The 25174-nt window shown below is 63.3% G+C and carries 19 protein-coding genes and 1 pseudogene; 9 read left to right on the forward strand and 11 right to left on the reverse strand.

Annotation, left to right across the window (positions count from 1 at the left end; genetic code table 11):
- Positions 1–13: 13 nt before the first annotated feature.
- Positions 14–248, reverse strand: a pseudogene (locus IM816_RS00755) (NUDIX hydrolase); the annotation flags it as partial.
- 147 nt (positions 249–395) lie between these two features.
- Positions 396–2138, reverse strand: coding sequence for a sensor domain-containing diguanylate cyclase (locus tag IM816_RS00760; protein ID WP_250339392.1), 1743 nt, complete (start codon positions 2136–2138; stop codon positions 396–398).
- A gap of 29 nt (positions 2139–2167) precedes the next feature.
- Here IM816_RS00760 and IM816_RS00765 point away from each other — a divergent pair, with 29 nt between their 5' ends.
- The 5 genes from IM816_RS00765 to IM816_RS00785 all read left to right on the forward strand — a co-directional run bounded on the left by IM816_RS00765 (position 2168) and on the right by IM816_RS00785 (position 10906).
- The gene (locus IM816_RS00765; protein WP_250339393.1) at positions 2168–3391 is read left to right on the forward strand and encodes an alpha/beta hydrolase; all 1224 of its coding nucleotides are present in this window, start codon (positions 2168–2170) and stop codon (positions 3389–3391) included.
- A 311-nt stretch (positions 3392–3702) separates the two neighbouring features.
- Positions 3703–7440: a YobI family P-loop NTPase gene (locus IM816_RS00770; protein WP_250339394.1), complete on the forward strand. Its 3738-nt coding sequence runs from the start codon at positions 3703–3705 to the stop codon at positions 7438–7440.
- A 616-nt stretch (positions 7441–8056) separates the two neighbouring features.
- Positions 8057–9064, forward strand: a complete 1008-nt coding sequence (locus tag IM816_RS00775; protein WP_250339395.1) for a two-component system sensor histidine kinase NtrB — start codon at positions 8057–8059, stop codon at positions 9062–9064.
- Positions 9061–10446, forward strand: coding sequence for a nitrogen regulation protein NR(I) (gene ntrC, locus IM816_RS00780; protein WP_250339396.1), 1386 nt, complete (start codon positions 9061–9063; stop codon positions 10444–10446). Before IM816_RS00775 ends, ntrC begins: the two co-directional genes overlap by 4 nt.
- A gap of 4 nt (positions 10447–10450) precedes the next feature.
- Complete coding sequence (locus IM816_RS00785; protein WP_250339397.1) at positions 10451–10906, forward strand: GNAT family N-acetyltransferase; 456 nt, start codon at positions 10451–10453, stop codon at positions 10904–10906.
- A 14-nt stretch (positions 10907–10920) separates the two neighbouring features.
- On the opposite strand, the gene IM816_RS00790 is transcribed toward IM816_RS00785, so the two are convergent.
- Both IM816_RS00790 and IM816_RS00795 read right to left on the reverse strand, forming a co-directional pair.
- Entirely contained in the window at positions 10921–13416 is a 2496-nt protein-coding gene (locus IM816_RS00790; protein WP_250339398.1) for an EAL domain-containing protein, read from the reverse strand.
- 78 nt (positions 13417–13494) lie between these two features.
- The gene (locus IM816_RS00795; RefSeq protein ID WP_250339399.1) at positions 13495–14622 is read right to left on the reverse strand and encodes a hypothetical protein; all 1128 of its coding nucleotides are present in this window, start codon (positions 14620–14622) and stop codon (positions 13495–13497) included.
- A 186-nt stretch (positions 14623–14808) separates the two neighbouring features.
- On the opposite strand from IM816_RS00795, the gene IM816_RS00800 reads away from it, so the two are divergent.
- Both IM816_RS00800 and IM816_RS00805 read left to right on the forward strand, forming a co-directional pair.
- Positions 14809–16095 (forward strand): acetyl-CoA C-acetyltransferase, encoded by a 1287-nt coding sequence (locus IM816_RS00800; protein ID WP_250339400.1) that lies wholly within the window; start codon positions 14809–14811, stop codon positions 16093–16095.
- Between the two features lie 40 nt (positions 16096–16135).
- Entirely contained in the window at positions 16136–16693 is a 558-nt protein-coding gene (locus tag IM816_RS00805; RefSeq protein WP_250339401.1) for an energy transducer TonB, read from the forward strand.
- A 3-nt stretch (positions 16694–16696) separates the two neighbouring features.
- Here IM816_RS00805 and IM816_RS00810 read toward each other — a convergent pair whose 3' ends face one another.
- The 5 genes from IM816_RS00810 to IM816_RS00830 form a co-directional block, all read right to left on the reverse strand.
- On the reverse strand, positions 16697–18634 hold the full coding sequence (locus IM816_RS00810) for a phospholipase D family protein (protein WP_250339402.1): 1938 nt from the start codon (positions 18632–18634) through the stop codon (positions 16697–16699).
- 61 nt (positions 18635–18695) lie between these two features.
- On the reverse strand, positions 18696–19250 hold the full coding sequence (locus IM816_RS00815) for a YceI family protein (protein ID WP_250339403.1): 555 nt from the start codon (positions 19248–19250) through the stop codon (positions 18696–18698).
- Between the two features lie 9 nt (positions 19251–19259).
- The gene (locus IM816_RS00820) at positions 19260–19730 is read right to left on the reverse strand and encodes a SixA phosphatase family protein (RefSeq protein WP_072323244.1); all 471 of its coding nucleotides are present in this window, start codon (positions 19728–19730) and stop codon (positions 19260–19262) included.
- Between the two features lie 61 nt (positions 19731–19791).
- Entirely contained in the window at positions 19792–20424 is a 633-nt protein-coding gene (locus IM816_RS00825; protein ID WP_072323243.1) for a nucleotide-binding protein, read from the reverse strand.
- A 69-nt stretch (positions 20425–20493) separates the two neighbouring features.
- The gene (locus tag IM816_RS00830; protein ID WP_072323242.1) at positions 20494–20691 is read right to left on the reverse strand and encodes an antitermination protein NusB; all 198 of its coding nucleotides are present in this window, start codon (positions 20689–20691) and stop codon (positions 20494–20496) included.
- 161 nt (positions 20692–20852) lie between these two features.
- On the opposite strand from IM816_RS00830, the gene IM816_RS00835 reads away from it, so the two are divergent.
- Together IM816_RS00835 and IM816_RS00840 are read left to right on the forward strand one after the other, a co-directional pair.
- Positions 20853–21935: a trypsin-like serine peptidase gene (locus tag IM816_RS00835; RefSeq protein ID WP_250339404.1), complete on the forward strand. Its 1083-nt coding sequence runs from the start codon at positions 20853–20855 to the stop codon at positions 21933–21935.
- Positions 21936–22048: 113 nt separating this feature from the next.
- The gene (locus tag IM816_RS00840; RefSeq protein WP_250339405.1) at positions 22049–23065 is read left to right on the forward strand and encodes a hypothetical protein; all 1017 of its coding nucleotides are present in this window, start codon (positions 22049–22051) and stop codon (positions 23063–23065) included.
- A gap of 112 nt (positions 23066–23177) precedes the next feature.
- Here the strand turns inward: IM816_RS00840 and IM816_RS00845 are convergent, their stop codons facing one another.
- Together IM816_RS00845 and speE are read right to left on the reverse strand one after the other, a co-directional pair.
- Positions 23178–23663, reverse strand: coding sequence for a hypothetical protein (locus tag IM816_RS00845; protein ID WP_250339406.1), 486 nt, complete (start codon positions 23661–23663; stop codon positions 23178–23180).
- A 395-nt stretch (positions 23664–24058) separates the two neighbouring features.
- Positions 24059–24916 (reverse strand): polyamine aminopropyltransferase, encoded by an 858-nt coding sequence (gene speE, locus IM816_RS00850; protein ID WP_072323238.1) that lies wholly within the window; start codon positions 24914–24916, stop codon positions 24059–24061.
- Between the last annotated feature and the right edge of the window lie 258 nt (positions 24917–25174).

The following is a 25174-nucleotide window of genomic DNA, read 5'->3' on the forward strand; positions in this document are numbered from 1 at the left end:
ATCGGCCGGGGGACTACCGAGGGAAAAGATGCAGGGCGGCATATTGAAGAAGCATGATGGTCTTGCCGTCGCGGATCGTTCCCGAAGCGATCATGCCAAGCGCCTCGTCGATATCGACTTCCATCACGGCGATGTCCTCACCCTCGTCTGCGTTGCCGCCGCCAGCGGTGGTGCGGTCGCCGGGTTCGTATTCGCACACGAAGAAGTGCAGGCGTTCGGTGACCGACCCCCGGGCTCATGAAGGCATCGCCGAGGTGGATGAAACGGACGATGTGTTGGCGCCGTACTATGCGGCCGGGCTTTCGATCGTTACTTTGTCAGGAGTGCGTTCGGCTTAGAGCGCAAATAATGACGGAGACGGCGCTGTAGTCGTCGGTCCACCGTCACCGCGAATGCTACTGAGCCGCGCGCCTCTTGAGCCGCTGTGCATAAAGCACCTCATCTGCGCGAGCAACGACAACGGCCACGGGCTCTCTGGGCTCAGCCTTTGCCCACCCGGTACTCACGCCAATGCCTCGCTGCGCCGCTTTGGTCTGAATGTCGGCGCTCAATGCCGGCAGGCGAAGCGGGTCACTGACCACCAGCAGAAACTCGTCGCCGCCTAAACGCACCACCGCGTCCTCGTTACGGCAACAGTCGCTGAGAAGCGTCGCTGTGGCGATGAGGATTTCGTCGCCACGTGCATGCCCGAAGGAGTCGTTGATGGCCTTGAAGTGGTCCAGATCCAAAACCACGCATCCCCATCGGCGACCGTTCGCGACCCACTGCTCCAACTGTTCCAGATAGCGGCGATTGAACGCCTTGGTAAGCGGATCGCGGGTAGACCACTCGACCAACAGGCGTTGATAGCGATGTTCTTCGGTGATGTCCTGGGCACTGCCGAGGACATAGGGGCCCTCGGTGCTGTCCTCTCTCAGGTTTTGGTATCGCCAATAGCGTTGGCCGCCATCTGCCGCTTCCAACTCCATCACACCCGCGTCCATACCTTGTGTGGCGATTCGTTGCAGATAGTCGGCGAACCCAGCCCGCCGCCGCGCAGGCATAAACTCCGTCAGCGAGCGGCCCAGCATCTGGTGGACGGCATAACCGAGCGAGTTCGCAGCGGCCGGGTTGACGGACAGGAGGACGCCCTCCAGGTCATGCGTGCAGATCAGGCTCAAGGAATACTCGAAAAGTTGCCGAAAACGTCGCTCGCTGGCCTGCAGCGCTTCGAGCGCGCGCCGCCGATCGGTGACGTCCTGTATGGCACCGGCCAGGCGCACCGGCCGTCCGTCTTTCGTTTCCCGCGCACCGACGGTACGCACCCAGATGCGCCGACCTCGTGCGGTCACGAGCGGGAGCTCCAGATCCCACGGTTCGCCTTCGGCCAGACATCGTTCGACGGCCTTCTGAATGACAAGACGTGCCCCCGGCGGGTAGAACGACAAAGCCTCGTCAAGCGGCGGAACGTAGTCGGCGGGTACCTCATGGATCGCACACGTCTGCTCCGACCAGCGCAACGCATGCGTGACCAGGTCGAGTTCCCACCCGCCGACACGCGACAGCTTCCCGGTGCGCTGCAGGAACTGCTGGCGCTCGCGCAATTCGGTTTCGAGCGCCTGCGAGGTCGTCGCCAGTCGACGAGCCTCCGCGGCTTCGTGCTCCGCCCGGTCACGCTGCTCCATCAATTCCAGGCGGCTCTCCAGGGCCAACGACGCAGCCTGGGCCAAGCGAGCCAGCGCCTCCCGTTGCCCATCCGTCAGCGTGCCTGGTACTGGGCCAAGCACGCACAGTGATCCGACGGTCGCGCCGTTACTGGTTCGGATGGGGAAGCCCGCGTACGCGCGGATGCCCGGTTCGCCCGTCACCATCGGGTTGTTGGCGAAACGTGGGTCCGTCCGGGCGTCATGTACCTCCACGGGCCGGCTATCGGTCACCACGTGGTGGCAGAACGCCACGTCGCGCGGGGTCGAGGACACGCCCGGCAAACCGTGGTTGGCCTTGAACCACTGCCGATGCTGGTCCATCAGGCTCAGTAGGGACATCGGCATGCCGGTGATCGCTGCAGCCGCCTGGACCAGGGCGTCGAAGAGCGCTTCCGGCGCCGTGTCCAGCACGCGCAGTTCGTGGAGTCGCCGCAGTCGTTCGTTCTCGTTCAAAGGCTACGCGCGCTCAGACGATAGGAGTGATGAACGTCGCAGCAGACAGCCCGTCGGTCAAGCGCCGAGTTAAGCATACGTGCGCGCACCAAATGACACCTCAGTTCGCAGTTCCTTCCGACAAGGCCTTTCGCCTGCTTCACGGTGTTGCGGGTGGTACCGGGTTCTATAAGCTTGGCGGTATGAATACCGAATCCACAGACGATTTGCACGGCACGCTTCAGCTTGAGCCCAGGCAGATACCGCTTCCAGCCTCGATCAGTCCAGCCGCCAGGGCTTGGATGGGCAAACAGATCACCAGTGAAGGTGTCGCTCGTCATGCATTGATGAGCTTGCCCGAAGTGACGGACCACTCAGGATGGAAGCGTCTGCAAGCCATGTCGGCTGCGCTATATGCAGAAATGCTCGCGGGCAAGCACGGCGCAGCAGGTGCCCCGTTGCAAACCATCCGCGAGGGGGCGACGACGATGCACGTTGCCCTGCCTTCCCATCCGAAGAGCGACGCCGTGTATCTCGATGTGCATGGCGGCGCTTTGGTGTTCGGGGAAGGCGAGCCCTGCCGCGTAGGTGCTCAGCAGCAAGCGGAGCTGCATCGCCTGGTTTGCTATGCGGTCGATTATCGCGTGCCTCCGGACCACCCCTATCCGGCTGCTCTCGAAGACTGTCTCACAGCGTATCGATTTCTCCTGGCGCGGTACCCCGCGGAGGCCATCGTCGTAGGTGGCCGATCTGCTGGCGGCAACCTTGCAGTAGCCATGTTGCATAGAGCACGCGATGAAGGCTTGCCGATGCCATCCGGACTGGTGTTGCTGTCGCCGGAAGTCGACTTGACCGAATCGGGCGACAGTTTCCAAACGAACCGCGACCTGGACGTCGTACTGCCCCGTTCACTGATGAAGCAGAATCTCCTCTACGCGGCCGGTCACGATCTGGCGCACCCTTCTCTGTCGCCTCTATTCGGCACGTTCGAAGACTTTCCTCCGACGTTCATTCAGTCGGGGACAAGAGACTTGCTGCTGTCCAACGCAGTGCGGCTCCATCGCGCACTACGGCAAGCCAAGGTCGCTGCGGAGCTGCACATATTCGAGGGTATGCCGCATGGAGGGTTCGGGGGCGGCACGCCTGAAGACGACGACTTGGCGGGAGAACTCACAAGCTTTGTTGATGGCTGCCTTGCGCTCAAGAAAACAGAAGAAGATGAGCGGGAACCTAGCTTGAAGGTGTGGCGCGAAATCTGCCGTCCCGTCATTTAAAGTGTGGGAACCAGAGTCGCAAATTCTGTAAGAATAGGCCGCTCGAACCCTGAGGCGTACGGTGCGGTAGTCAGCTCGTTCTGCTAGCTATCCGCACGTTGCTCGGCTACCGGGGTGCGCTATGCGGCGCAATGGTCAAGGTAGTCCCCGGCCGGAGCGATGTTCTGCTCGTAGGCACAGGTTAGACTCACATTGCCGCCGGCACGAGGCGGTTCAAAGGGGATCACATTGGACGTTACATTTCGTCTGGGAGAGGCATGTCAGCTTTGCATCGGCTTGCAGCGTAGAGAGATGCAAGCCGAGGTGCACGTATGAGTGCGGTGCGCTTTCCGTTGACGACTCGATTGAGAGCGGCGTGGAAGCTTTTGCTGGCCGCCGTGGAGTGGCTCACTGCCACAGTGGACTACAGCGACGCTCTTGAGCCACTAACGCCCATCCTTCTCGATCCGGCCGCGTCCGAAGGCTACGAGCGTGAGCTGGCCGTGGCGCTTACCAACCCACTAGTGCGCAACGTCGCCATTACCGGCGGCTATGGGGCAGGCAAGAGCAGCCTGATCCGAACGTTCAAAGAACATCATCCCGGACTAACATACGCTTCCGTGTCGCTGGCGACCTTCCGGAAAGACCGCGTCGTCGCGTCCACCGCGGACGAGTCTGATCACGCGAGCGCCGAAGAGCCGAAGGTCAACGTCGCTGAACTCATTGAGCGCATCGAAGAGACGATCGTTCAGCAGCTGCTATACGCGGTTCCGGCAAAGAAGCTGCCGCGCAGTCGTTTGAAGCGCATCGTGCAGGCCTCTCGCGGGCGGGCGGCGTTTGCGACGCTATTGATCCTTTTGGGCGCAGTGGCGGCTTCGCGCCTATATCTGCCCTTTGCCCACCCTTCAAAGGATGTGCAGCCCGATTGGCTGATGAGTGCACTGGCATGGGTGCCTGCCACGTCCGCGCTCTTAGTTGCCCTAGCGGTGGCTACGGCTTTAATTTACGCGATCGCCAGATCACTTTCGCTCCTCAATATTGACGGTTGGTCAATTAAGGGCGGTAAAGTGGAAACGGTGCATCACGGCTCGGTGCTTCACAAGAACGTAGATGAGATCCTCTATTGCTTTCAGAACAGTTCAATCGACGTAGTCATCGTCGAAGACCTCGATCGGTTCGGCGTACAGGACGTGTTCTTCCGGCTTAGAGAAATCAACGCGATCATCAACGAGGCGCCACAAATCACGCGTCCGGTGCGATTCGTCTATGCCCTTAACGACGAACTGTTTGCCGGAAGTGAGAAGACAAAATTCTTCGACGTGGTGGTGCCCGTCGTGCCGGTTATCAACAAAGAAAACTCGCACGCGAAGATGATCGAATTGCTTCGAAAGCGCAAGTTCGGTGGCGAGACCTATGCCAGCAAGTTGAATGCGGAGCTAGTCGAAACAGTGTGCTATCGCATCGATGACATGCGCCTTGTAAAAAACATTGTCAACGAATTTCACATATTCGCACGCATCATGCTCAAGACGATCCGGCTTGATTGGGACAAGTTGTTTGCGATGATCGTGATCAAGAATGTTCATTCTGATCAGTACTGGGGTCTGAGTAAGCGTCAAGGGTTCGTCTACGAGCTGGTCGCCGGCTATGCGGAATGGCGAAGCAAGCAGGTGGCTGTTGTACGAGCTGAGATGGCCGTCCTCGAGAATAGGCTTACGAAGAAGAATGAGGATGTGGCGCGGAGCATTCTAGAACTACGGATAATTGCCTGGTATCACCTTCAGAGCCGAGCCAATACCACCACGGCGGCGACACTCATTCAGAAAGAAGGCTCGAACTTCAGCCTGCCCGACTTTCTTACGGATGCCGTCTTCGACAGCTTTGCAGAGTCCACTGCAGCCCAATACCTTCTGCACCAGAACGGAGCAAGAATTAGCCAGGCGTTACGCTTGTCCGACACCCTCCAGGAGATGGATTATTCGGCGCGACTCGCCGCCATCAGCATCGATGATGAAGCCACCCGGGCGGACCTGACATCGAAGGCGCGATACTGCGACGACCTGCAACGTATGCCACTCGCGCAGGGCATGCGATCGGGCTATCAAGAGAGCTACGCTGAGAGACTCGCAAGCTACGAAACGATCAAGTATCTCTTAGTCGCCGGCCATTTGGATCAGGATTATCCCGACTATATTGGGCACTTCTACGGTCATACTATCGGTCGCGAAGATATGAATCTCCTTTTGGCGCTCCGTCAAGGGGATGAGTGCGACGTTGACACGCCCATTGAAGAGCCTGCAAGGCTACTGAAAAAGCTTCGCTTGGAAAATATCGACCAGGGTCGCGGCATCATGACGGACCTTATTGGCTATCTGTGTCAGTCGTACGTATCGGACGTTCAAGGCGCTTACTCTCCGTACCTTCAGAGGGTATTGCATGACGGTGGTGAGTACATTGATCGCTTCGCGCAAGTTGTGAATCGGCTAATTGCACGCGGTGATGGACATAGCCTCGCCCGGGCGATGTTTGACCTTAAATCGACGTTGTTTGCCGCTGTACTGAACGGGGCCTCATTTCCCGATCAAGCAGCAGAGCAAGCATTCATTACCACGACCCTGGACACCCTCAGCCTTAATGAGGTAAGGCGCCTAGGGGAGGACGGTGGGTCGATAAGAAATGCTGTCGAAGCGCTCACCGACGTTTCTCTGTTGGTCCCCAAGCTCACTCGGCCGGCCGGGGGTTGGCTATGGATCAAGGCGGCTACAATCCGATTCTATAACCTAGGTCCGGCAACTAATAAGGACGTCTTGGCTTCGCTGATTGCATCGAATTCCCTGTCTCCGTCGTTGAAAATGCTGCGCCTGATCGCGTCGAAGGCGGAGGTGTCATTCGACGACGCTTACTCCATCGCGTTGCGCGACGTGCTTGTCACTGGCATTGACGGTGTTGATAACTTTGTGAAAAGACACGCGGAAGACATCGTACGTACGCTGCTCAGTCAGCCAGGCGATCTCGTGGAGGATTCCGCATCGGCCCTACTTGCCTTACACATGATTGAAAGCAACGTCGATCTTTCTGTCGCCTACTTTGATCGAACAAAATGCACGTTTGCCTCGCTGGAGCAGCTGCCAGTGAGGCTCTGGCTCGCGGCTATACAATCCGACCGGATTACTGACCGACCTGACGCGCTACGTCGTCTTGAGGCTGTTATGGAAGCTTCGGAGTCATCAGATCAAGTCGACATAGATCAAGTCGACATTCGAGCGGTGCTTTCGGCATACGCTGCCATGCATGTAAACGATCTGTTTAAAAGCCTTTGGCGACATGACGTAAGTGACCGGCGTCTCCAGTCATGGATACTCACAGAGGCAAATCTCGCGGATGGCGTCGCTGCGAAGCTGCTCTCAACCACGTTGATCGAGGACCCTAGCCTGCTTACGGAGGAGGTGACCGATTCAAGACTTCAGACGCTTGCTGCACTTGAGTGCCTTGTGCTTTCGCCGGAGCTTTGGGCAGTCGTGCTCGACCGATCCCCAAGTGTGCAGGTCAACTATCTTTCGCCGCATTGGGATAAGGTCCGCCACTCGCAAATTGAGGATTCAATTCCGTTTGATACTATCGAACGGCTATACGTTGGCGGAATTGTTGACGTTGAGGATGCCGTCCGCATTCTTTCCAACGTCGACGAAACGGTAATTGCCGCCTCACCGACGGCTCCAGTGGTCTTTGCGCGACTTGCAAGGGATGCATCCGTCGCGCGTGTGAGCTTCCCAAAAGTGCTTTCGCGGTCCGTATCGCGCTTGATGTCGTCGGACACACTCTCACCGGACGAGTTGCGGTACCTTTTGACACAGGGCATTCCCGAAATGACGTGGGGCGAGATTGCCGCAGTGCTTCAGCGCATTGGCGGTGGCTTGGCGCAATTGCATCCAGGGCGTACCTTTGTCGTGGCATTGGAACCTGGTGTCGCCGAGATTCTGGTGGCTCTCGACAAGCGCGGCTATCTATCCTCTTCGCCGGAGCTAGAAGAGGGCCACGCTAGGGGACGCATGCGTCGAAAGGTTATTTGACCGACGCAACGCACGAGTTGCCGCCCTGCCTCATCGCCGAGATACATTGGGCGCCACATCATCTGAGCTGGTGTCCAATTCCAGGGCGCTCAGCACGGTTTCAGTTGTGCTCCCCTCTGCTTCGAAACCGTGTCCTGCCGATCTCCGATGGTCCCCGGGAACAGATCGAAGGCGCGCATGAGAACCTATTCGGGTGACGCTTGTCGGCAGCGCTATACCTACGCTGTCGAATCAGGTCCGATGTACTCGGATGCCTCTCTTACGACGTGAGGCACCCGTTCTTCGACAGTTCTCGCGTTGCTTCATCCAACGTGACATGGCGACATGGTTGTAGCTATTGATAGCGATAACCTGCGTCCGCGCCGCCAAATGATGCGTATCCCACGGATCTCATGAGTGCGGAACAACAAGGACCGGGGAGTCCGACTTGGTGCTACTTTGCCCTGCGTCTGTCATCAGCGCAGCGCGATACGGTTTTAACTGATTGACGTATTGGACAGTTTTGTCCCGCGTACGCCGTAGTCGGGCAGGTGCGATCCATCAATGCAGATTTGCCCACCGAGTCGTCAAACGCCACCCAATTGCACCCCGCCCCCCAACTCCCTACATTGGTGCAATGCATGCACCCGAACAGATCGATTTGCTGACGTTGCTGGGCACGGGTTTGGCCGTGCTTGGGTCGGATGGCCGCGTGCTGTGGCTCAATCCGGCGCTGGGCGAAATGCTGGATGTGGGGCCGCGGACGGCGGTGGGGCAGGACTTTTCGGTGCTGTTGCGAGCGCCTGGTTTCGCGGCGCAGCTGGCACGGACCGTGGCGGAGCGGCATGCCTTCAATCTGCGTGGCGCGACCTTCGGCGTGGCGCGCGGGCGGGAATTGTTGGCGGATCTCACGCTGCAATCGATCGATGGCGATCGGGTGCTGGTCGAGGTGCATCCGCTGGCGTCCGATCTCGCTACGGCGGGTACGCCGTTGTCAGCGACCTTGCGAGGTTTCGCGCATGAGGTGAAGAACCCACTGGCCGGCTTGCGCGGGGCGGCGCAGTTGCTTGAGCGTCGCGTTGCGGATGACGATCTCCGGCAATTGGCGGGGATGGTGATTGCCGAGGCGGATCGGTTGGCGGCGCTGGCGGATGGTCTGTTGCGTCACGGCGGCGTCGCTCGGCTCGCACCCGTCAACGTGCATGAATTGCTGGAACGGCTGGAAAGCATCGTCGCTGCCGAAGCCGACGCGCCGGTAGTACGCCACGATTACGACCCGAGTCTCCCCGATACGATCGGCGATGCCGACCGTTTGCTGCAGGTGTTGCTCAACCTCACGCGCAATGCCATCGAAGCGGGAGCTGGCACGCTGATCCTGCGCACGCGCGTCGAACATGGTGCGCGACTCGGCGACCGTACCGTGCGTGCGGCATTGCGCGTGGACGTAATGGACGACGGCCCCGGCGTGCCGGACGACCTGCGCGACACCTTGTTTCAGCCGCTGGTCTCGGGGCGTGCGGACGGCACGGGCCTCGGCCTTGCGCTGTCGCGCGAGATCGCCATCGAGCACGGCGGCGACCTGCGCTGCACGAGCCGGCCTGGCGAAACGATCTTCTCGCTTTACCTTCCCATGGAGCGGTCATGACCGAGATATGGATTGCCGACGACGATCGCGGCGTTCGCTTCGTGCTTGCGGAGGCCTTGCGTGATGCAGGCCATACCGTGCGCGAGTTCAGTGCGGGCGATGCCGTGCGTGCGGCGTTGACCGAGGGTCGGCCCGGGCTGCTCGTCACGGACGTTCGCATGCCGGGTGAGGATGGTCTGCGTTTGCTCGAAGATCTGACCCGGCGAAACATCGGCCCGGTCATCGTCATGAGTGCGTTTACCGACGTCGCGACGACCGCCGCCGCGTATCGCGCGGGTGCGGCGGACTATCTGGCGAAGCCCTTCGATCTCGATCACGCGGTGGAAACCGTGGAGCGTGCGCTTGCCGCAGCACGCGAAGAGGTCGTGGTTCCGGCGCAACGTCCGGACGCACACGCGTTGCTCGGCGAAAGCGTGGCGATGCGCGAAGTGTTTCGCCTTATCGGGCGCGTGGCCGCGAGCGATCTCAATGTGTTGATCACCGGCGAGACGGGCACGGGCAAGGAATTGGTGGCTCGCGCGCTGCACGACGAAAGCGCGCGGCGCGGTAAACCGTATGTTGCGTTGAATACCGCAGCCATTCCGTCGGAGTTGTTGGAGAGCGAGCTGTTCGGCCACGAAGCGGGCGCCTTCACGGGCGCCACGCGCCGGCACGCCGGACGCTTCGAACAGGCCGAAGGCGGCACGTTGTTCCTGGACGAAATCGGCGATATGCCGTTGGCCTTACAGACGCGCTTGCTGCGCGTCCTGGCGGGCGGCGAGTTCTATCGCGTGGGCGGCCGTGAGTTGATGCACGGCAACGTACGCATCATCGCCGCCACGCATCAGGATCTCGATGAGCGCGTCGCTGCCGGGCAGTTCCGTGCGGACCTCAAGCATCGCTTGGATGTGGTGCGAATTGCCTTGCCGCCATTGCGCGAACGGCGCGGCGACGTGCCGCTGCTGGCGAAGCACTTCCTGGCGCAGGCGGCGGCGGAATTGCACCTGCCGCCGAAGCGCTTCTCCCGTGGCGCGATGAAGCTGATCGAGCAGCGCGACTACCCAGGCAACGTACGGGAACTGGAAAACCTCTGCCGCCGTCTCGCGGTCATCGCGCCCGGTCCGGAAATTCAGCCGGGCGACCTCGGCGCATTGCCATCCCGTACTTCGCGCGGCAGCGATTGGACGGATGCATTGCGCCTTTGGGCGCAGGATGCCCTGGCGCAGGGCGAGGAAGATATTCACGCACGTGCTCGCGATGCGCTGGACAAGACCTTGCTGCAGGCCGCGCTGCTCGCCAACGAGGGCCATCGCCAACACGCCGCCGCGGCGCTCGGCGTCGGCCGCAACACGCTTACTCGCAAACTCGGTGCGTCGCGCAAGCGTCGCCCCTCCAACGGATAACGCCATGTCTCTTGAGATTCGCCGCGCGGCACCCGACGACGCCGACGCCATCGCCGGTTGGAACATCGCCATGGCCTGGGAGACCGAGCAAAAGCGTCTCGATCCGGACACCATCGGACGCGGCGTACGTGCGGTGTTCGACGAACCGCGGCGTGGGTTTTATCTCGTGGCGGAGTGGGAGGGCGTAGCCGTGGGCTGCCTGCTCGTCACTTACGAGTGGAGCGATTGGCGCTGCGGCGATTTCTGGTGGGTGCAGAGCGTCTACGTTGCGCCGGAAGCGCGGCGCCACGGGGTGTTCCGCGGTATGTACGCGCACGTCAAGGCGATGGCTGAGGGCGCGGGTGCGGTGGGGCTACGCCTGTACGTGGAGCTGGAGAACGCGCGTGCCCAGGCGACCTATGCGGGCCTTGGCATGGAACGCTGCCATTACTACATGTACGAGGCGCCGCTCGGCGGTTGAATCGCCATCGTGTTTCAGTCGAGCGCGACGCGTGGATCGCCCATGTCCACCACGGAGATGCGTTCCTCGAATTCGCGGGCAGGCATGGCCTTGCCGAACAGGAAGCCCTGCATCTGCGAGCACCCGACCGAACCGAGGAAGGTAGCCTGGTCCATGCTCTCCACGCCTTCCGCAAGCACCTGTTTGTTCATGCCCTTGCCCATGGTGACGACGGCGCTGACGATGGCCGCACTGTCGTTGTCCCAGGCCACGTCGCGAATGAAGGCGCGATCAATCTTCAAGGTGTCGACGGGGAAATGCTTGAGGTACGACAGGCTGCAATAGCCGGTGCCGAAGTCGTCGAGGCTGAGTGTGACGCCCAGCGCCTTGATCTTGTGCAGCAGCTCGACGATGTGGTCGCCGCCCTCCATGACAGTGCGCTCGGTGACTTCCAGTTCGAGCAAGGTGGGGTGGAGTTTCGTCTCGGCGAGAATCGCCTGCAGCGAATCGAGAAAGCGCGTGTGCTGAAACTGCAGGGCCGACACGTTCACCGAGACCGACAGTGGTCGGTACAGGCGTGTCCATATCTCCGCCTGGCGGCAGGCTTCTCGCAATGCCCATTCGCCGATGGTCACGATGAGGCCGCAGTCTTCCGCCACGGGCACGAATTCCTCGGGCGTGTAGACGTCCTCGCCATTCACTTGCCAGCGGAGCAACGCCTCGGCGCCGACGATGGTGCCCAACTCCACATCCACCTTTGGCTGGTAGTAGAGGGTTAGCTCGTTGCGTGCCAGCGCTTTGCGCAGCGCCACCTCGGTGCGTACGCGTGCCGTGCTGCGTTCGTTCATGCTTGGGTTGAAGAAGCGGTAGCCATTGCGGCCCTGCATCTTCGCTTCGTACATCGCGGTATCGGCGTTGCGCAGCAGCGACTCGGCATCGTCGGCGTCATCCGGATACACGCTGATGCCGATGCTGAAGCTGATCGTCATGGGTGACTTGTCGGGACCGAGGCCAACGGCCTGACTGCAGGCGGCCAGCACCTTTTCAGCCACGTCGCGCGCATCGCCCGCGCTGTCGATGTGTGGCAGAAGCACGACGAATTCATCACCGCCCAGGCGGCTCACGGTGTCGTCGCTGCGCACGGCGCCGCGAACGCGCCGCGCTACTTCCTGCAGCAGCGTATCGCCGGTGGCGTGACCGAGCGAATCGTTGATTTGCTTGAAATGATCGATGTCGACGAACAGCAGCGCGGCACGTTGGTTGCGCCGTGCGGCCACCGATACGGCGAACTCCATGCGTGATGTGAGTAGCGCGCGATTGGGCAGGCCGGTCAGTGTGTCGTGGTGCGCCAGGTGCGCCATCTTGAGCGCCAGCGCGCGCGTCTCGCTTACATCGTGGAACACCACCACGCCGCCGACCACGTTGCCGGCGTGATCGTGGATCGGCGCGGCGGAATCCTCGATCGGGCTGTCGAAACCGTTGCGATGCACGAGGATGGCATCGGTGGTAAGGCCGACGATGCTGTTCTTGCTGACCGCCATGATGAGCGGGTTGGGAATCGGTTGGCGGGTGAGCGGATCGCGCAGGTGAAAGATGTCGTCCATCGGGCGGCCCACGGCCTCGTGACTCGACCAGCCGGTCATCGCTTCGGCGATGGGGTTGAGAGAGGTCACGATGAGCTTGGTATCGGTAGTGATGACCGCGTCGCCGATCGACTTGAGCGTGACTTCCGCCAGCTCGCGTTCGCGGAACAGGGCATCCTCGAAGGCCTTGCGTTCGCTGATGTCCTGCATCTGCGAAATGAAATAGAGCGGCTCACCGTGTTCGTCGCGCACCAGGGATGCACTCAACTCGGCGTGCACGATATGCCCGTCGCGATGCAGGTAGCGTTTTTCCATGTGGTACGAGAGCTGCTCGCCCGTGAGCAGTTTCTCGACCAAGGCGAGATCCGCGGCGAGATCGTCGGGATGTGTGATGTCCTGGAAGGTGACGGACATCAGCTCCCTTTCCGGATAGCCGAGCATCGCGCACAGCGCGTCGTTCACCTGCAACCAGCGGCCGTCCGGCAGGACCAGCGCCATGCCGATCGCGGCATAGCGAAACGCCTGAGCGAAGCGTCGCTCGCTCTCGCGAAGGCGCGCTTCGAGCTGGCGGCGGCCGGAGATGTCGGCGAGAAGAATCGCGACACCGCGCACGGCGTCGAGCTGGTCGAGATCCGGGGAGAATGTGGCCTGCGCATAGTGAATGCCCTCGCTGTCGCGGAGGGCGCGGTCGGCCACCTTGGCGGTGCCGGCGAGCGCGGCCGTAAGCGCGGGCTCGATCTGCGCATAGAGGTCGGCGCCGATCACCTCGTCCACCCGCTGGCCCACGATGTCCGTGTCGGCCATGTTCATCCAGGCGAGGTAGGCGGGGCTGGCGTAGCGGTAGCGCATCGTCGTATCGACGTAGGCGATCATCGCCGGTGCGCGTTCAAGCAGATAAGCGGACCAGTCGGAGGGAGAACCGTTGGTGGGTGGAGGAGATGAGCGCATGCGGCCGCCGGAATGACCTGGGGTCACTGTAATCGCTCACCTCGTCCGCGTATATCGAACGATTCGTGAAAGTGGGGCTCAGTGCAGTGCGGGTGCGGGGGCGGACAGGGCGCCGTCGGCGTCGAGGAGCAGACGTCCCAGCGCGTGCAACTCGCTCGCCGTGCCATATCGCTCCGCCAGTGCGTCGAGCAGCGGGGCCAGCGCGTCCGGTGCCAGCGGGTAACCGTGCGCCAGGACCCGGGCCTTACCGGGCGCCGGCTGCGCGACGGTGATGGCGGCCATGCCAAGGCCCGCCGCTTCATGGGCGTAGAGCATGGGCGTGGACAGGGTCGGATCGGCGTCGGCCACGGCTTCGACCAGATACCCAGCGGTGCTCGCGGGTTGACCTTCCAGGTGCAGCGGCACGTGGTGCGCCGCCAGCAAGGCGGCGTACTGGCGCAGCTCGAAAAGCGTGCCGGCGAACTCATGCACGGGGTTGTCGCGCTGGGTGCCCGCGCGGGCGAACCAGGCGGACGGGCCCGGAATGCCGACGCGGCCTTCGGCGTAATGCAGGGGCAGGCCGCGCGATCCGAGGGCCGTCTCTTCCTGGTACGGCGTCAGTAGCGCGGCTTCGAGCATCGTCCACAGCGGCGCCAGGTTCACGTGCTCGTACTGCACGCAGGTAAGGGCCAGCAGATCGTCGCGGCTGAGGTAGCGGGCATGCTCGAGGCGCATGCCGAGGGTTCGCATGAGGAAGTCGGCCGTGGCCGTGCCGGCCTCGCCGCGGCCCACCAGCTCCACTTCCATGCGGGCGGTCAGCTCCTCGGCCAGGTCGGCGGGCGCCAGGATCATCCACGGCAGCAGGCGCATCGGGCCGCCGACGTAGGCCCGGTCGGGCACCAGCGGCTGGGCGGGCATGCGCCCTTCGTGGGTGCCAAAGGCCACCACGCCACCGGCCGTGGTCACCCGCGGCACGCGCCGGGCCAGTTCGTCCAGGGTGGCAAACACGGGGAAACCGGGGCGAAGGAGTTCGACGCCGTCGAACAGCGCACCGGCGACGGCCAGGCGGGAGGCTTCGACCCCAGGCAACAGCGCGCGAAGATCGTCGGCCATAAGGCCGGCCAGGATCTGCGCTTCGTCCCGGGTGAGTTCCAGCCTTTCAGGCGGTTCGCCCCCGGCCAGTTCCAGCGCCAGGACGGCGGGGCAGGCGATCAGCGACTCGTTCACGCAGGTTTTTCCGAACGGCAAAGGAACGCAATTCTACCATCCGGGCAGTTCGGGCTTTCGCCGGGCCGGGATGCGGGTTAGCCTTGCCGACACGCGTTCGTCGGCGATCGTCGGCGTCCGCGACCCCTTCGTCTTCGCATTTGGCTGCCTGCGGGCATCCCTTCGGTCTGGATCTTTTGTCAAAGCATGGATAAGACGCAAAAGCGCGTGGGTGTGGTCGGCGGTGTCCGCATTCCCTTCTGCCGCAATAACACGGCCTACGCCGACGTCGGCAACTTCGGCATGTCGGTCAAGGTGCTGGGTTCCCTGGTCGAGAAATTCGGTCTGCACGGGGTGGAACTGGGCGAGGTCGCCATGGGCGCCGTCATCCGTCATTCGTCGGACTGGAATCTCGCCCGCGAGGCGCTGCTCTCGTCGGGCCTGGCCCCGACCACGCCGGGCATCACGACCGCGCGGGCCTGCGGCACCTCGCTCGACAACGCCATCCTCATCGCGAACAAGATCGCCACGGGGCAGATCGACGCCGGCATTGCCGGCGGTTCGGACACCACCAGCGACGTGCCCATCGTCTACGGACAGAAGTTCCGCAAGCGTCTGCTGGCGCTGAACCGTGCAAAGACGCTGAAAGAGAAGCTGCAGGTCGCTACCCGCGGTTTCTCGCTCAAGGAACTCAAGCCGTCCTTCCCGGGCGTGGCCGAGCCGCGCACCGGCAAGTCCATGGGCGATCACTGCGAGCTGATGGCCAAGGAGTGGAAGGTCGGGCGCGTGGCGCAGGACGAACTGGCGCTGGCCAGCCATCATAAGCTCGCCGCGGCCTACGACGCCGGCTTCTTCGACGACCTGATCGTGCCGTTCCGCGGCTTGAAGCGCGACGGCTTCCTGCGCCCGGACACCACGCTGGAGAAGCTGGCGTCGCTCAAGCCGGCGTTCGACCGGGCGTCCGGGCAGGGCACCCTCACCGCGGGCAACTCCACCGGTCTTTCCGATGGCGCCGCGGCCGTGCTGCTCGCCAGCGACGAATGGGCCGCCGCACGCGGCCTGTCCATCCAGGCGTATCTCACTCATGCGCAGGTCTCGGCGGTGGACTTCGTCCACGGCGAAGGCCTGCTGATGGCGCCGACGGTGGCCGTCCCCCGCATGCTGGCGCAGGCCGGGCTCACCCTCGGCGATTTCGACTTCTACGAGATCCATGAAGCGTTCGCGGCCCAGGTGCTCTGCACGCTGCGTGCATGGGAGAGCGAGGACTATTGCCGCAACCGGCTGGGCCTTTCCGCCCCGCTGGGATCGATCGATCCGGCGAAGCTCAACGTCAACGGCTCCAGCCTCGCGACCGGCCATCCGTTTGCGGCGACGGGCGCCCGCATCGTCGCCACCCTGGCGAAGATGCTCGAGCAGAAGGGATCGGGCCGCGGCCTGATCTCCATCTGTACGGCAGGCGGCATGGGCGTCACGGCGATCCTCGAACGTCCCTGATCGGAAGGAGACGGCGCTCCGGCGCCGTTCGCGCTACGTCATGCTTGCACTACGCACCAGTACATCCCTCAGTGCCCTTGCCCTCGTGCTCGGCATCGCCTGCACCAGTTGGCTGACCGCACTTACCTACGAGCGCGCGCCCATGACGCGGCGCCTGGCCGAGGTCACGTTGCCTACGGCGGCGCCGGCGCTGGTCTCGAAGACGGTGTCGCAGATCGCGCCGTCGCCGAAGCCTGCGTCCAACACGTCGCATCCCGTGGCGTCATCGCGCACGCGGGCATCCGCTGCGCCGACGCGTACCTCGATCTCGCAAGCACCGCAGCCCGCGGCGCCGTCCCTGGTACCGGTCTTCATGCCGTCGCCGCGCTACCCGATGTCGGCCCTGCGCGCCCGGCGCGAGGGTCAGGTGGTGCTGAGCGTGACGGTCACGCCCGAGGGCGAGGTGGCTGGCGTCAGCGTGGGTCGCTCCAGCGGCGACGACGCGCTCGACCGGGCGGCCGAGGAAGCGGTTCGTGGTTGGCGCTTCGCCGCGGCGGGCAACCGCCCCGCGCACTACACCGCCGACCTGCCCATCAACTTCGAACTGACCGGTCGTTGATCGCTACAGAATGCCGGCGGCCGACGAGCCGAAGGCTGTGATCATCCGCGTGTAGATGAGTTTCAGCGACACGTCCACCTCGGGGAAGTCGCCCACGGCCTCGTAGCATTCGAAGAAGCGTGGATCGCTCCAGCGCATGGGGATGCAGCCCGGCTTGATTTCGTAGCTGGTGGCGTAGCGGAACGGCCAGAGATCGAAGAACGGCAGGCGCTCGGAAACGTCGCCGATGAACTCGTTGACCGACGAAAGCACCGGAATCGACTTCTGCCGCGGTGCGATGGTCCATGCATTGGCCGGCTGAGTGTCCTGCATGATCGAATCGCGCAGCCGGTCGGCGAAGCGCTTGTCGTACACGATCACACCGGACTCCGTGTTGTAGTGGTCCGAGCGCGGATCGAAGTTGTGCGTGCCGACCATGGCGAACGTGTCGTCGACCACGATCGACTTCGCATGGAGGCCGAAACGCACACCCGCGGTGAGCAACGGCGCCGGTCGGTTGCGCGGGCCGCGGCTGGCGCGGCTGCCGATGAAACCGATCGTATCCGACGGTGGCCACATGCCGCTGACCTCGGCGTGGCTGCCTGGGCGGCGTTCGCGGCCTCGGCGGCGCGCCGTGGCCGGTTCGCTCAGTGGCGGCGTTGCCACGTCGTTCGAATGACCTTCCAGCGCATCCGCATCGCCGTTGGCGGGATGCGGCTTCATTTCATAGATCTCGAAGCCGTAGTCGGTGAGATAGCGCTTGCGGTGCTTGTAGGACATCGCATAGACGGCGAACGCATCCGTCGACGCGAGCGAGTTGGTGGAGACCACCACGCGCGGCGGGTCCGGTTGCTGGCGCAAGGCGCTGAAGATCTTCTTGGCCGGTTTGCTCATCACCAGGTAGGGCGTCTGCAACACGATCTCGCTTTTGGCGTTGCGCACCAGCCCCATGATGTGTCGCGTGAGCGCACGCACTTCGCGACGCTTCGGCTCGTCCGTCTTGCCGGGCAGGTCGGACAGGTATTCCACGCGATTCAGGCGCAGGGTGGCCCGGCCAAGGTGCTCGTCGATCCAGGCGGGGTCGGTGGCGTTGGCGATCGTCTGCGCCACGCGCTCCGGATGCGTGTACTGGGGCGGATTCCAGTGCCTGGGATCGTCGGTGTCGGCGAGCAGCTCGCGGTTCACGTCGCGCAGATGGGTCAGCGGCGCGGAGCGCTTGTGGTTCCAGAACTGGTCGAAGCTGGCGCCCATCGCCTTCGCGGCGGGGCCGCCCACCATCACGTCGCGGTCGACGTAGTCGAAGCTGTCGTCCCAGTCGAAGTAGCGGTCCTCGTAGTTACGCCCGCCCGTGATGCCGATCAGGTCGTCCACCACGATCAGCTTGTTGTGCATGCGCTGGTTGAACTTGTAGAAGCAGCAGACGATGCCGGCCGCGAATTCCAGCGGCGGGGTGCGCGCGGCATGGAAGGTCGGGTTGTACAGCCGGATCTCCATGTGATCGCTCGCGCGGGCGAGGGCAGCCAGCAGGCCGGGATCGCGGAACGAGAACAGCTGGTCGGCAAGAATCCTCACATGGACGCCGCGGCGCGCGGCCTGGATCAGCTCGTCGAGCATGAGCTTGCCCGCGTCGTCCTGCTCCCAGATGTAGGTCTGCACGTCGATGGACTGGCGCGCCGCGCGAATCAGATTGATGCGCGCGGCCATGGCGCTCTCGCCATCCTCAAGCAACGTGGCGACGTGCACGGGCCGCGCGGCAGTGGAGGCGGCATCGGCTTCCAGGGCGGCGTCGATCAGCGGCGAGGGCGTGGCGCAGTGGGACGCATCGCTGGCGTCGCAGGTAGCCTGCCGATCGATCGTCAGAGTCACCACGGCATCGGCTTTGTGGATGCGTGCCGGCGACACCGAGCAGCCGGCTGCGGCGAGCGTGGCGATGAGAAGGAGAGGGGCAAGGAGGCGGCGCATGCCGCGGATCATAGGGGACGGCCGCCAACGCCACGTGAGTCCGTCCCCACGGGGCGGTGGATCAGGGCGGGATAAGCACGATCGCCATACCCAGGTTCACGCGGTCGGAGAGGGCGCCGCGGCGGCCCCTCATCTCGAAATCCGTACGGTCGATCATGCCCTGCAATTGCAGCACGCAGCCTGCCAGGGCCTGCGGAGGGCAACGGTTCGCCTGCAGATGGAAGGTGACCGGCTGGGTCACACCCCGCAGCGTGAGCTTGCCCTTCACGTCGCCGCCCTCGCTCAGCAGATGGAGCGGGGTCGGCGACGATTCGAAGTGGATGCTCGGAAAGCGCTTGGCATCGAAGAACTCGGGCGCCAGCACCCAACGGCGCAGGCGGGAGGATTCCATCTTGATGCTTTCGGTATCGATGTCGGCGCGAACGATCGCCGACTGGGTGGAGGGATCGATGGCGATGTCGCCACGAATGCCCTCGAAGCTGCCGGTGACCGTACTGACCCAGAGCAGCCGCACGCTGAACTGAGCGCGCGAACGCTGGGGATCGATGCGCAGGTCGGCGGCGGTGACAGGCGCCGCCGCCAGAAGCACGACGATCGCCGACAGCAGGTGGCGCATCCGCGGGGCTCAGTTAGGAGGGGACCAGAAGATGTCCAGCTTGGCCTTGCCTGGCTCAAGCGGCCCGTCGAAGTGAAGGCGGGCCATGCCGGCGGGAGGCATGCCGCGGTAGTCCTCGGAGCGGCCTTCGACGAGAAACGCGACCAGCTGCTCGATGCCGGGGTTGTGGCCGACCAGCACCACGCGTTCCGCGTCAGCATGCTTGTCGAGCAGGTCGTAGAGCATGCCGACGGTGGCGTCGTAGATCTCGTCGATATAAAGCGGTTCGATCTGGCCCAGTGCGAGGGCGGCGGTTTCCTTGGTGCGCTCGGCGGGCGAGCAAAGGACGCGGTCGTAGGAGACGTGGTGAGAGGCAAGCCATTCGCCAGCGGCGCGGGCTTCGTTGCGACCGTGTTCGGTCAGACGTCGCTCGCGATCGTCCTTGCCGTCCTTGCCGTGCGGGGTCGCTTCGGCATGGCGTAACAGGATGAGTTCGTGCATGGGTACGGTCTCTCCGCTGGGCCACCTTCGTGGCGTGATCGCTGACGCGTTGCCACCTGGCTCAGGTACTGCGCTTGATCCAGCGCAGCAGCTTGGCCCAGTCCTCCTGGTGACCGCGCACGTTTTCCGAGTGGTAGTCGAAGATGCCTTTACCGAGCGCCGTGAGCAAGACGTACGCTTGCGAGTCGCGAAGTTCCGCGACCACAGGAAATGGCGCGCGTTCGGCCAGTTCGGCGAGCGCCGATTGGCTGGCGTTGGTCCAGGGCTTGAGTCGGTTGCCCACCAGGCCGACCGGCAGCTTGCCGCGCTTGATCCGGTTGATGCCCTTGAGCACGGTAAGAAAGTCGAGCGTGGCGTCGAGGTCGAAGTGCGACGGCAGCACCGGCACGAGGATCACGTCCGCGTGTTCCAGGTACGGCTCGAGGTCTTTCTCGTCCACGCCCGCGGGCGTGTCCACGATCACCCGCTGCACGTCGCCTGGCAGCCGGTCGAAAGCACGTCGGCTACCCTCGATGGCCGTAACGGCCGGAACGTTTTCCGGACGTCGCGCCACCCAGCGCAGGCTGGAATGTTGTCGGTCGGCGTCGATGACGGCGGTCTGCTTGCCCGACTGGGCCCAATGGGTTGCCAGCTGGGTCACCAGCGTCGTCTTGCCGCAACCACCCTTGCTGCTTGCCACGAGCGTCGTAAGCATCCGCGCGCACCTGCCTGGGGAGGGCTCCTAGCCTACACATCCGGCGAGCGGCGGTCCAAGCCTGCGACGTTAGAACAGTTTCGCTCTGACCTTGGGCAGGATGACGAGGATCAGCGTCGCCAGGGGGCCGAGGAAGAGCGACAGTAACCACCAGAGCAGGCCGCTGCGGTTCTTGCCCTGGGCAAGCCCGGCATTGATCAGCGTGAGCGTGCCCCAGCCGACGAAGAAGCCGGCGCGCTCGCTGGCGATGAGGGCGAATTGGTCCACGATAAGCTCCCGTTCTGCCGCAGGATTTGGATAGGTACGACCATCGTCGATGGCGGCCCCCGGTCCTCGATAGTAACCGAGTTGGCAAACCAGTGACCTTGGACCATCATCCGCGCCCTCGCGATGTCCGCGAGGACGCGACCATGCAATGTGGTTCGCGCTTGGATGACACGTCGTCGAAGGTCTATGACCTCGACGTCTTCTCAGGAGAGAAACGCATGCCCCCTGCTTATCCTCGTATCTCGGTGCTCACGCGCCGCGCGATCGCTTGCGCGGTGCTGACGACGGCTTTTACGTCCTATGGTTCGGTAGCCAGCCCGGTTCAAGAAGAGCCTGCCGCCAGCCCTTGGCAAGACCGACTGGAGACCTTGCGCTACTGGACCCCGAAGCGCATGCGCGAGGCCGCGGTCCTTTCCAGCAGTTCGACCGGCAAGCCCATCGAACCGCCGGTGACGCCCGGTGGTGACGAAATCGGCTACGCGCCTGTGCCCTTGCCGTATGCGAGGTCCATGCCGACCCGTGTGACGGGTCAGTTGTTCTTTCATGACCCGTTGCGAAAGGAGGATGGGCACTGCTCAGCGTCCGTCGTTCAATCGGCGAGTCGGCGGTTGATCCTGACCGCAGCGCATTGCGTGGTTTCCGTGACGATCGAGCCGCCCCTCATGTGGAACGAGCACCTGATGTTCGTGCCGGCCTACGACGGAACACGTCCGCCCAGCGACAGCGCCTACGCACCGTACGGGGCCTGGCCGATTACCCGCGTTTATGTCTCGGCGGTCGGGAAGCAGAACCCTGTCACGCTCTTGCGGACGGACTACGACGTGGCAGTCGCCGGTGTATTCGACGACGCCGGCCCGATCGAAGATGTCGTTTGCGGCGGATTGATGCCGCGCCTGTCGAATCCGGACGATCCGATCACGTTCCCGAAGGTCAGGGTTGTCGGTTATCCCAGTGCCGCGGCTTATTCCGGGGCGGAGCAGTTCCATTGCGAAAGCTCCACGATGCTTTCCATCACGCCGAGCGGTATCAGGCTGCCGCAGTGCGGATTGGCAAGCGGTAACAGCGGCGGACCCGTGATGGTCGTGGACGACAACGAAGGCAACCTTGTTCAGGTGGCGGCCGTGGTGCACAACACGTTCGAGCAATCTCGGTTGCTTCCTTACGTCTATCCTGCGCTCGAAGCCATGGCCAACAGCGAGCATCGCCGAGGGTTGCCCGCCGCGCCGACCTCGCCCTGCCCCTGAGCCAAGCGGCTGCGCCTGCTGTCCGCAGGCGGTGGGCGCAGCTTCCGTTCATGGTCGAGCCGTATCCTTGTCGTTTTATTTCACGGAGATGGTCCATGCGGGGATGTCGCCTCTTGACCCTGGCCCTCGTGGGCTTGCTGTCGGTACCCGCCATGGCCGCCACGCCGTGGCCGGGTCCCACGAAGGCGCCGGCCAAAGCGCCTTTGGCGCAGAAGGACCAGACCAAGGCTCTGCTCCAGTTTCAGAAGGATCTCGCCAGCGTGCTGGCCCTGCGTACGGAGTCCGAGCCGCTTCTCGGTGCCGCGTTGCTTGCCCGTCCGCTGACCAATCCTCCCGAAGTGCTCAGCTACCACGCACTCCTCGAGCGCGCGTCGCGTAATGCCGACGCGGGTCCGCAGGTGACCTGGGCCCGCTTGGCCGACTGCGACGCCAAAGCCGGCAACTGCCCGAACACCGAGGCTCTCGACGCCCTGGAAAAGCAGGCGCCTGACAACGCCGCCGTCTGGCTGCTCAAGCTCGGTGTCGACGAACACAATGGCGCGAGCGATGCTGTGCGCGCCGACCTGGCCCGCGCGGCTGGCGCCAAGCTGTACGACGATTACCTCGGCGCCAGCCTCAAGGCGCTTGCAAACTCGGTGAGCCAGCTCCCGCCGCCGGCAGACACCTTTAATCCCCTGCAGGGCGCCGGCGCGGCGGGTGTGCAGATGGTGATCGTGTTCGGTCTGGCCAGCGGGCAACCGCTGCCGGGATTCCAGGCGACGGCGAAGTACTGCGAGGAAAACAAGACCGACGCGGGTGTCACCGCGGACTGTCTCAAGCTGGCGAAGGTGCTCGAGTGGGGCAGCAGCCCGCTGGGCCGCTCGCTCGGCCTGCACCTGCGCGAGACCCTCTCACCCGACAGCTCGGATCAGCAGTCGGCGAAGAACGCCCGCCTCAACCTGATCTGGCAGATGCAGCGTTTCGCTCAGCTCAATATGCAGGCACAGGGCGACAAGGCCACCGCACAGAAACTGCTGGCGCTCGCTCGCAGTGGCGGCACGGAAATGAGCGTGATCCTCGCCTCGCTGCGTGCCTACGGCATTCCGCCGGAAGCGCCTGCGGGTTGGGAGCCGGCGAAGGTCGAGAAGTAGAAGAGGTAGACAAGAAGAAAAGTCGCTCGTGTATTTTCGTGCGACGTGAAGCTTGGAAACAAGGAAAGCCCGGCTTCGGTGGATGCTGGGCTTTCGTTATTGGAACCTCGCGCTACTCCTTGTGCGCGGGCGTCGGATCGACATTCAGTTGGATGTCGCCACAGGCGAGCGCACCTTCGAGTCGAATTTTGACGAAGCTTTCTGCGAACGATTTTTCAAAGAGGTAAGGGCCTTTCTCATTCGAGTCCCAGCTGTACTTCCAGATCACTTTTCCATCGGCTCCCATGAGCGACACCCCTGCCGCGAAGGCAGCGATACGAAACTTGAGGGAGCTTGCGGGTGCAGCCAAGTCGATGACGGCTGCGCGCTTGTCGGGTCCTGGGCCAGGAACAATGGTGTTTACATTGTTCAGTACATACTTTCCGTGGGGAAATCCCGTTAACTCCTCCCAGCTCACCATCCAGCCACCGTCACTTGCAGCGATCGTTCCGACGCCGTCTGGGAGGTCTTGGGGCACCCTGATCGATTGGTACTCCATCCGACTAAAGCGGACGACGGTCGCTGACGCTTGGCTATGGTGGGGTGCTTTGTGGTCCATGACGGGCCTCCTCCTTGGCTAAATCGATGCTTGGCGCGGACGGCACGAGGCCTCATGACGCCAAGATGCAATGCCTGGCAGCTGTGGCGACCAAGCCTGCTGCGATTATCGAGGTCGTTCCTGTTCGCTCATATCGGTCATGCGTTGTAAGCGCATGGTGCGCGGAAACAGCAAAGAACAGCGCCGCGCTCTGCGACGGTTGGGATGATGGTTCGTGGCGTCATGAATGGAGTCGTCGGGAGCTTTGCGTTCGAGCCACGGTCAACGTCGCGAGACGACATAAAAAATGCCCTCGGCATGACCGAGGGCATCAGGTGCAGCGGTGTTGGCGTCTTGGGTCAGACGAGGTCTGAGCCCGCTGCCTGTACGTTCAAGTCACCAGCAGCGGAGCCGCTTCAATCGCCCAGCTGCTCGCGCATGAATTCCGGCTGCGCCAGCGCGCCCTTGTGCACGTCGGCGTTGTAGTACTTGGTGGCGAAGTTCTTGCTGATTGCACCGCGCTCGCGGAAACCCGACAGGTCGCCATCCTTGCGCGCCATGGTGCAGCTCCACCAGCCGGTGGGGTAGCACGGCTGCGGGAACGGGAGGGTACGCACCGCCTTGAAGCCCGAGGTGCGCATGGCCGAGCGCATGGCCTTGATGAGTTCGATGTGCGCCAGCGGCGACTCGGACTGCTGCACCAGGATGCCGCCATGGCGGAGCGCCTTGTAGCAGCTGCCGTAGAACGCGGCGTTGAACAGGCCTTCGGCCGGGCCCACCGGGTCGGTGGAGTCCACGATGATGAGGTCGATCGATTCCGGCTCGGCCTCGGCCATGTACTTGATGCCGTCGATGAACAGGAGTTCGGCGCGCGGGTCGTTGTTGGCGTCGCACAGCTCGGGGAAGTACTGCTCGGCAAGGCGGGTCACGCGCTCGTCGATCTCGACCTGCGTGGCCTTTTCCACTTCCTCGTGCTTGAGCACTTCGCGCAGCGTGCCGCAGTCGCCGCCACCGATGATGACGACGCGCTTGGCGCGGGCGTGAGTGAACAGCGCCGGGTGGGTCATCATCTCGTGGTACAGAAAGTTGTCGCGGCTGGTGAGCATCACGCAGCCGTCGATCACCATGAGGTTGCCCCAGTCGGTGGTCTGGTAGATCTCGATGGTCTGGAACGGGGTCTTCTCGGCGTGCAACAGGCGCTCGACGCGGAAACCGATGGAAGAGCCCGAAGCCTGGTGGGCTTCGGTAAACCAGCTGAGCTGCTGCTGCGACATGACGCTTTCCTGAAGACGAGTAGGGGACTAAACCGGGGATTGTACCGGCTCTGGGCCGGGATGCGGCCCAGCCCCGGCCGGAGCTGGCTGTAGGGCTTTCCCGACGGGGAGACGGCGATACCCGGATGTCACATCGCGCCGCTACAATAGGCGGCCTGCCGCCGGCCGTCCCGGCCGCGCAGCCAAAGTCTGGTCGGCCCCGCGGCGTGCGAGGCTCCCGGCCGCCAGGCCCGCTTCAGGTCAAGGTTCGCCGCTGCG

It is taken from the genome of Luteibacter flocculans (genome assembly GCF_023612255.1).
Taxonomy (GTDB): Bacteria; Pseudomonadota; Gammaproteobacteria; order Xanthomonadales; family Rhodanobacteraceae; genus Luteibacter; species Luteibacter flocculans.